This is a genomic window from Microbacterium sp. Bi128 (genome assembly GCF_918698205.1).
In genome coordinates this window covers 1-5,345 of sequence record NZ_CAKKMM010000278.1, presented here as the reverse complement: position 1 = coordinate 5,345, position 5,345 = coordinate 1, and the positions used below count along the sequence as shown (strand labels likewise).

At 68.4% G+C, this 5,345-nt stretch carries 4 protein-coding genes, 1 pseudogene and 1 riboswitch; all 5 genes and pseudogenes read right to left on the bottom strand.

The window, feature by feature from the left end:
- Positions 1–1,365, bottom strand: a 1,365-nt coding sequence (gene obgE, locus LQV45_RS16980) for a GTPase ObgE (RefSeq protein WP_230008033.1), incomplete at its 3' end; no start/stop codon positions are given.
- A 117-nt stretch (positions 1,366–1,482) separates the two neighbouring features.
- The gene (gene rpmA / locus LQV45_RS16975) at positions 1,483–1,746 is read right to left on the bottom strand and encodes a 50S ribosomal protein L27 (RefSeq protein WP_009372867.1); all 264 of its coding nucleotides are present in this window, start codon (positions 1,744–1,746) and stop codon (positions 1,483–1,485) included.
- Between the two features lie 61 nt (positions 1,747–1,807).
- Positions 1,808–2,116 carry a 50S ribosomal protein L21 gene (gene rplU, locus LQV45_RS16970; protein ID WP_018773353.1) on the bottom strand — a complete coding sequence of 103 codons (309 nt, stop codon included), beginning with the start codon at positions 2,114–2,116 and terminating at the stop codon, positions 1,808–1,810.
- Between the two features lie 402 nt (positions 2,117–2,518).
- Positions 2,519–4,066: a bifunctional hydroxymethylpyrimidine kinase/phosphomethylpyrimidine kinase gene (locus LQV45_RS16965; protein WP_230008034.1), complete on the bottom strand. Its 1,548-nt coding sequence runs from the start codon at positions 4,064–4,066 to the stop codon at positions 2,519–2,521.
- 69 nt (positions 4,067–4,135) lie between these two features.
- Positions 4,136–4,233: riboswitch (TPP riboswitch) on the bottom strand.
- Between the two features lie 148 nt (positions 4,234–4,381).
- Positions 4,382–5,345: pseudogene (locus LQV45_RS16960) on the bottom strand (ribonuclease E/G); the annotation flags it as partial.

Genomic DNA, 5,345 nt, shown 5'->3' with positions numbered 1-5,345 from the left:
CAGCTCAGCACCGGCCATCATGGTCGGCTCCCAGTCGAAGACGACGCCGTCGTCCTCGCCGATGACCACCATGTCGCCCGGCTTGGCGCCCTGCTTGAACAGTTCATTTTCGACGCCGAGCTTGGCCAGGCGGTCGGCGAGATAGCCGATCGCTTCCTCGTTGGTGAAGTCTGTCTGCTTGACCCAGCGCACGGGCTTGTCGCCGAGGACGCGGAAGAGCGGCTCAAGGTTCTTTTCCTCGCGGCGGATCGTGAAGCCGGTCTCGTTGACGGCGCGGGGGCGCAGCACGGGGGCGTGTACCTTCGGCGGGGTCGCGGCGACGGCGTCGCGGGCGGCCTTGACGATTTCAGCCATGGCGAAGCCAAGCTGGCGGAGGCCTTCGTGGCTCGTCGCCGAGATTTCGAAGACCTTGTAGCCCCGGGATTCGAGCTCCGGGCGGACGAACTCGGCCATGTCCTTGCCATCCGGCAGGTCAACCTTGTTCAGGGCCACGAGGCGCGGGCGGTGGTTCAGCGGTACGACTTCGCCGTCGGACCCGCTGTAGCTCATGTCGACGGCGTATTTCTCCAGCTCGGCCTCGATGATGGCGAGGTCGGAGAGCGGATCGCGGTCCGATTCGAGCGTGCCGCAGTCCAGCACGTGCACTAGGGCGGCGCACCGCTCGACGTGGCGTAGGAAGTGGTGGCCGAGACCCTTGCCCTCGCTCGCGCCCTCGATCAGGCCGGGGACGTCGGCAATGGTGAAGCGGACTTCACCGGCCTGGACGACGCCGAGGTTGGGGATGAGGGTGGTAAAGGGATAGTCCGCGATCTTGGGCCGGGCGGCGGACATGGCGGCGATCAGGCTGGACTTGCCGGCGGAGGGGAAGCCGACGAGGGCGATGTCGGCGATGGACTTCAGTTCCAGGACGACGTCGCTGGATTCGCCTTCGATGCCGAGCAGCGCGAAGCCGGGCGCGCGGCGCTTCTGGGAGGACAGCGAGGCGTTGCCGAGGCCGCCAATGCCGCCGGCGGCGGCGATGTATTCGTCGCCTTCGGCCACGAGGTCGGCGATGACTTCGCCGGACTTGGACTTCACTACGGTGCCGACCGGCACCGGAAGGATCAGGGTTTCGCCGTTTTTACCGCCGCGCCAGTCACCCATGCCGGGGCCGCCGTTGGTGGCGTGCCGGTGGGGCGCGTGGTGGTAGTCGAGCAGGGTGGTGGTCTGGGGGTCAACGCGCAGGATGACGTCGCCGCCGTTGCCGCCGTTGCCGCCGTCGGGACCGCCGAGGGGCTTGAACTTCTCGCGGTGGACGGAGACACAGCCGTGGCCGCCGGTACCGCCGGATACGTGCAGTACTACCCGGTCTACAAAGCTCGCCACGTGGATCTCCTCAGTGCTGTTCCCCGGACCCCCAAAGGCGCCCAAGATGATTGTAATGCGGTTAAAACACCGGTGGAGCGGACCTAATGGCCCGCCCCACCGATTTAGAACTTATTGTTACTCTGCAGCTGCAGCAGCCACGATGTTCACAACGCGGCGACCACGGCGGGTGCCGAACTCGACAGCACCGGGGGTCAGGGCGAACAGGGTGTCGTCCCCGCCGCGGCCTACGCCGGCGCCCGGGTGGAAGTGGGTGCCGCGCTGGCGGACGATGATCTCGCCTGCGGAAACTACCTGGCCACCGAAGCGCTTGACGCCGAGGTACTGGGCGTTGGAGTCACGACCGTTGCGAGTGGAACTCGCGCCTTTTTTATGTGCCATTTGAAATGCCTGCCTTCAAAAATTCTGGGGAATCTGCTGGAACCTGAACAGTAACGAAGAGTTACTTGATACCGGTGATCTTGACCTTGGTCAGTTCCTGACGGTGGCCCTGACGCTTCTTGTAACCGGTCTTGTTCTTGAACTTCTGGATGACGATCTTCGGACCACGGAGGTCTTCGAGGATCTCAGCCGTAACCGTTACCTTGGCCAGGTCCGCAGCAGCAGACGTGACTTTGTCACCGTCCACCAGGAGCAGTGCGGGCAACTCAAAGGTGCTGCCGGCTCCACCGGGGACGCGGTTCAGGGTAACGAAGTCTCCAACGGAAACCTTCTCTTGGCGGCCGCCTGCGCGGACAATCGCGTACACCACTGGGGAACTCACTTCTCTCGACGTTTATTACTAGATTTGCGTGCGGAACCAGGGGCCAAATTGTTTGGACCGGCTCACGCTGTGCCTCAACGCCGGTGGATTCCCCGGGGGAACCCATGAGCTATCCCCGGAACAAATCCATTTGGAATTCCAAGCGGACCGTTCTCAGGGTCATAACCCAAGTGTTGGCGTAAGCACCGAAGATCTAGAATACGCTAATTTTGCCTTCGGCCGCAAATGAGGCTGGTTCCGGCGGGTAGTCCGTGATAGGCGCCACAACATCTTGATGCAAAGTCCCTGCCAATGTTCTTGGCCGGGATCTTGACCATCTTGAGCTGTGTTGCCGCAACGACTTCCGGAACCGCGCCCCACCATCGTACCGGTAGTCCGGACCAGCTCGCGTCAGGCGTACAGCCGCGGCGCGTCGAAGAAGTCCACTTCGTAGCGCGAAGACTGCCGGAAAGCCAGGGCCATGGCCTGCCGCTCGCTCTCCGATGCCCGCCCGGCCGCCGTGTCCGTGTACGCGATGGCCTGCCGGGTCGCGGCGGCGAAGTCCTCGTCGGCGTAGGTCCGCAGCCAGCCGGCGTAGGGGTGCTCCCCGGGGGCGCCACCGGCCAGGAACTCCCGGTGCAGCGTGGAACCGACCTCGGCGTAGAGCCAGAAGCAGGGCAGCGCCGCCGCCACGAGGACGCCATAGCTGCCGGAGACCGAGGCGGCCAGCAGGTGGTCCACATACGCTTTCGTGACCGGGCCCAGGGTGGAGGCCGTGGGGCGGGTGCTGAGCCAGGAACGGTGCAGCTCGGATTCGACTTCCAGGCAGGTCTGCGCCGAACGGGCCCAGAACAGCTGCTCGGCCTCGGTGGGGGCAATCGCCGCGGCCCGGGCCAGGACCCGCGAGTAGCCGTTGAGGTAGATGGCGTCCTGGGCGAGGTAGTACGCGAACTCGTGCTCGGGCAAGGTGCCGTCGGCCAGCCCGCGGACGAAGTCCAGGGCGTAGATCGCCTCAAGATCGCCCGCGGCTCCTGCGCGCAGGGCTGCGGCGAACTCCCCCGCCGCCGGACCCTGCCTGCCCTGGAGGTGCTGCAGGTGGTGGAAGTGGTGGACCGGGCCGTTGCCGGAGCCGACGTCCAGGGCCGAGGCTTCGCGGAGCGCGCCCAGCAGCCACGGCTTGACTTCGCGCAGCGTCGCTTCCCAGTCCCCCACCCGGGCCTGCACGGTGGCCATGGCCGAGGACAGGGAGCATCCGGTGCCGTGGCTGTTGCGCGTCGCGATCCGCTCCCCCGGCACCACCACCGTTTCCTGGCCGAGCAGGCCGCCGGTGTTGACCAGGGCATCCGGGCAGCCGGTGCCGGCGCCGTGGCCGTCGACGTCGTGGGCATCGGCGTCGTGGGCATGCCCGTCCCCCGGCCCGGCGCCCTGGAGGTGTCCGCCCTTAACCAGGACGGTGGTGCCGGTCAGGGCGGCCAGCCGCTTGCCCTGCGCCAGGGCCTCGGACCACTCGGCAGCGACGGGTTCCTTGAGCAGGATGGCGAGTTCGGCGAGGTTGGGCGTGATGAGGTCCGCCAGCGGCAGGAGGGCCTGCAGGGCGGCCTCGGCCGATTCCTGCAGGAGCCGGTCACCGCTGGTGGCGACCATCACCGGGTCCAGGACCACGACGGCGGGGCGCACCTTTTCCAGCCAGCCGCGGACGGCGTCGATCACGGCGGCGTCACCGAGCATGCCGATCTTGACGGCGTCGATGCCGATGTCGTCGCTGATGGCGTCCAGCTGCGCCGTGAGGAACGCCGCCGGGGGGACGTGGACGGCGCGCACGCCCTGCGTGTTCTGCGCTGTCAGGGCGGTGATGGCGGCCATGCCGTAGCCGCCGTTCGCCGCGATGCTCTTCAGGTCGGCCTGGATTCCGGCCCCGCCGGAGGGATCGGAGCCGGCGATGGCCAGCACGCGGGGAATGCGCGGCGGGGCCGGCAGAGACTCGTTGTGCAGAAAATTGGGCGGGAGGAACTCGGACGGATTCGATCTCGCGGACAAGGAAGACATCCCTTCGCCGGTGCTAACCGGACAGGTTCAACGGGTCTGGATCTCAGCCGGCCCGGTGCCCGGCACCCCGTGTCAGTGTTCCAGCCTAGCCCTTGCCACCCGGAGGACCCGTTAACGCACGAGCGGGCCCGGGCCCGGGCGGACGTATGTTACGTCTGCCCTGACCCGGACCCGCAGCCCGACCAGTCGAAATAATGACCGGACGGGGACGTGGTCAGTCGCGGAGGACTACAGCTCCGACGCCGGCACGCCGACGCCGAGGATGATCGGCTCGTTGCCGGCCGGGATGGACGCAGGCCCGGCCGCGGCGGGAGCCTTGGCCTCGTGGACCGATCCGGCCGTGGCCGGCCGGGTTGCCTCGCGGTGCTCCACGGAGGTTTCGTTGGCTGCGCCCTGGGCGCGGCTGGCACTCCGGTTGCGGCGCCCGCGGCGGCCGCGCAGCGTCGTGGTGTCAGCTGTGCGTGACGCCGGCGCCTCCGTAGCGCGGACGGCCGACGGCGCCTCGGGCGCCGTGGCTTCCGGTGCGGCAACAGCTGCTGCCTGACCGGCCGCCAGGCCGGCGGCCTGATCCGGCTTGCCGGCCTCGGCTTCGCCCAGGTTTGCGAAGGCCTCGGTCAGCAGGTCCAGGGTCAGGGCCGGTGACGGCGCGTCCTCCGCGTGCTCGACGAAGGGTAGGGCCACCTGCTCGCCGCCAAACGTCAGCACCGTTGCGGGGCGGCCGGCTGCCTCGTCGGCGGCTGCGAGCTGCGTGACGGCGTCGACGGCGGCCTGGCGGGCCCCGGCGTCGCTGGCTGCGGCTGCCTCCCCGTCGTGCAGGTGCGCGGCGTGCGCTGCGGCAGCGATGTTGGCCAGCGCGGCACGGGTGGCCTCGGCCTTGGCGTGGCGTTCGGCCTCAGTGGGCTCGGCGTGGACGGGCGCGGGTGCGGCCGGCGCGGTCTCTCCGCCCTGGCCTCCGCGACCGCGGCGACGGCTCTTGCGTTCCGGGCGGGCAGCAGGCTGCGCCTCGGTGCGCGGCACATAGTGCTCCGCGGCGACCGTGTTGGCGCGGCGGTGCTCCACCGGCTCGTCGTGGGTGACGATGCCGCGGCCCGCACATGTTTCGCACTGTTCGCCGAAGACTTCCAGCAGCCCCGTGCCCATCCGCTTGCGGGTCATCTGCACGCGTCCCAGCGATGGCACCTCGGCCAACTGG

Coding starts and splice junctions, on each gene's coding strand:
- rpmA (WP_009372867.1), bottom strand. CDS start 1,746: ATGGCACATAAAAAAGGCGCGAGTTCCACTCGCAACGGTCGTGACTCC.